Source organism: Rhizobium sp. L1K21 (assembly GCF_024055895.1).
GTDB lineage: Bacteria > Pseudomonadota > Alphaproteobacteria > Rhizobiales > Rhizobiaceae > Ensifer_A.
This window is the reverse complement of record NZ_JAMXLE010000006.1, coordinates 2,501-5,883: the sequence shown is the minus strand read 5'-3', so window position 1 is coordinate 5,883 and position 3,383 is coordinate 2,501. Positions and strand designations below refer to the sequence as shown.

The window sequence follows — 3,383 nt, the reverse complement described above, 5'->3', positions numbered from 1 at the left end:
CGTTTTTCGTGATCCCTCTTGAGAGGGGGATTGTGAATGAGAAGATATCTTTTCCAGTTTTTGACATGTAGCTTATCCAAAAAGTCTTCAACTTTTTGGGCACATGCGTGAGTTGCATTTTATAGACCTGGCAGCGACCTACTCTCCCGCGTCTTAAGACGAAGTACCATTGGCGCTGGGGCGTTTCACGGCCGTGTTCGGAAAGGGAACGGGTGCAGCCACCCCGCCATAACCACCAGGTCAATAAAAGGCAACAAACTTACTTTGAGAAGCTGGAGGGCAAAGCCCTGATTTATTTAAACACGTCACATCATCAGATGCACATTGATCAATGAGAACAATCAAGCCTATCGAACTATTAGTACTGGTAAGCTTCACACATTACTGCGCTTCCACACCCAGCCTATCAACGTGGTCGTCTTCCACGGTTCTCAGGGAATACTCGTTTCGAGGTTGGTTTCCCGCTTAGATGCCTTCAGCGGTTATCCATTCCATATATAGCTACCCTGCTATGCCCTTGGCAGGACAACAGGTCCACCAGAGATATGTCCATCCCGGTCCTCTCGTACTAGGGACAGATCCTCTCAATATTCCTACACCCACGGCAGATAGGGACCGAACTGTCTCACGACGTTCTGAACCCAGCTCACGTACCGCTTTAATTGGCGAACAGCCAAACCCTTGGGACCTGCTCCAGCCCCAGGATGCGATGAGCCGACATCGAGGTGCCAAACAACCCCGTCGATATGGACTCTTGGGGGTCATCAGCCTGTTATCCCCGGCGTACCTTTTATCCGTTGAGCGATGGCCCTTCCACGCGGGACCACCGGATCACTATGACCGACTTTCGTCTCTGCTCGACTTGTCAGTCTCGCAGTCAGGCGGGCTTATGCCATTGCACTCGACGAACGATTTCCGACCGTTCTGAGCCCACCATCGCGCGCCTCCGTTACTCTTTAGGAGGCGACCGCCCCAGTCAAACTACCCACCATACACTGTCCCGGGCCCGGATAACGGGTCGCGGTTAGACATCCACGAAGATAAGGGTGGTATTTCAAGGATGGCTCCACAGAAACTGGCGTTCCTGCTTCAAAGCCTACCACCTATCCTACACATGCCTTGGCGAATGCCAGTGTAAAGCTATAGTAAAGGTGCACGGGGTCTTTCCGTCTGACCGCAGGAACCCCGCATCTTCACGGGGAATTCAATTTCACTGAGTCTACGTTGGAGACAGCGGGGAAGTCGTTACGCCATTCGTGCAGGTCGGAACTTACCCGACAAGGAATTTCGCTACCTTAGGACCGTTATAGTTACGGCCGCCGTTTACTGGGGCTTCGATTCAAAGCTTGCACCTCTCCTCTTAACCTTCCAGCACCGGGCAGGCGTCAGACCCTATACGTCGTCTTGCGACTTCGCAGAGCCCTGTGTTTTTGATAAACAGTCGCTACCCCCTGGTCTGTGCCACCCTTCAACACTTGCGTATCAAAGGGTCACGCTTCTTCCGAAGTTACGCGTGCAATTTGCCGAGTTCCTTCAACGTAGTTCTCTCAAGCGCCTTGGTATACTCTACCTGACCACCTGTGTCGGTTTCGGGTACGGTCTATACGGTGGAGCTATTTCCTGGAACCGTTTCACCGCATCTTCAATCCAATAAGAAGATACGATTTACACAATCCGTCACTACCACCAGGCCCACGAATATTAACGTGGTTCCCATCGACTACGCGTTTCCGCCTCGTCTTAGGGGCCGGCTAACCCTGCTCAGATTAACTTTAAGCAGGAACCCTTGGTCTTTCGGCGAGGGAGTCTCTCACTCCCTTTATCGTTACTCATGTCAACATTCGCACTTCCGATACCTCCAGGAGCCCTCACGGGTCTCCCTTCACAGGCTTACGGAACGCTCCGCTACCACGTGCAGTAAACTGCACATCCTCAGCTTCGGTGCATGGCTTTAGCCCCGTTACATTTTCGGCGCAAAGACCCTTATTTAGACCAGTGAGCTGTTACGCTTTCTTTAAATGATGGCTGCTTCTAAGCCAACATCCTGGTTGTTTTGGGATCCTCACATCCTTTCCCACTTAGCCATGACTTGGGGACCTTAGCTGGAGGTCAGGGTTGTTGCCCTTTTCACGACGGACGTTAGCACCCGCCGTGTGTCTGCCGACTAGTACTCCTCGGTATTCGGAGTTTGGTTAGGATCAGTAAGACGGTGAGTCCCCATAGCCCATCCAGTGCTCTACCCCCGAGGGTATTCGGTCGACGCTCTACCTAAATAGATTTCGCGGAGAACCAGCTATCTCCGAGTTTGATTGGCCTTTCACCCCTAGCCACAAGTCATCCCAATCTATTGCAACAGATGCGGGTTCGGCCCTCCAGTTGGTGTTACCCAACCTTCAGCCTGCTCATGGCTAGATCACTCGGTTTCGGGTCTAATGCAACTAACTCAATCGCCCTATTAAGACTCGCTTTCGCTGCGCCTACACCTATCGGCTTAAGCTTGCTAGTTACACTAAGTCGTTGACCCATTATACAAAAGGTACGCCGTCAGGCTTGCGCCCTCCGACTGCTTGTAGGCATCCGGTTTCAGGTTCTATTTCACTCCCCTCGTCGGGGTGCTTTTCACCTTTCCCTCACGGTACTTGTTCGCTATCGGTCATGCACGAGTACTTAGGCTTGGAGAGTGGTCTCCCCATGTTCAGACAGGATTTCACGTGTCCCGCCTTACTCAAGGACAATGGTTATTCTACATATACGGGGCTATCACCCACTATGGCCGAACTTTCCAGATCGTTCTATTTCATTCACCATTGCCACTGGCCTGGTCCGCGTTCGCTCGCCACTACTTGCGGAGTCTCGGTTGATGTCCTTTCCTGCAGGTACTTAGATGTTTCAGTTCCCTGCGTTCGCTTCTTACACCCTATGTATTCAGGTGTAGATACTCTATAACAATACTTGGAAAGATAAGATGATCAGCAGATCATCTTAGATTTTCCAAGTATTTAGAGTGGGTTCCCCCATTCGGATATCCACGGATCAAAGCTTATTCGCAGCTCCCCATGGCTTTTCGCAGCGTATCACGTCCTTCATCGCCTGTGCATGCCAAGGCATCCACCAAATGCCCTTTTGACACTTGATCGTTCTCATTGCCAATGCGCATCCCTGTTTGATTTGGCTAAGCTTATCCCTTTCGCTTACGCTCAAGGGGCAGACCAAATCTGACCGGCCGGATAAATCCAACCAGTCAACTCAGATACCATTGACGTGTTTCGATATGATCCTCAGTTGCGGGCACGCCGGTGCACCGCGAGGTCATATCTTAAGACCAGCTTCTCGAGATAATGTCCAATCACGCTGCGGTCAGGCACCGTAAACCAGAATTCCCT

At 51.5% G+C, this 3,383-nt stretch carries 2 rRNA genes; both read right to left on the bottom strand.

The annotated features are described in order from the left end of the window. Positions 1–125: 125 nt before the first annotated feature. Positions 126–240: ribosomal RNA gene (rrf, locus tag NHF56_RS19395) — 5S ribosomal RNA — on the bottom strand. Positions 241–337: 97 nt separating this feature from the next. Continuing rightward, positions 338–3,136, bottom strand: a 23S ribosomal RNA gene (locus NHF56_RS19390). Positions 3,137–3,383: the final 247 nt, after the last annotated feature.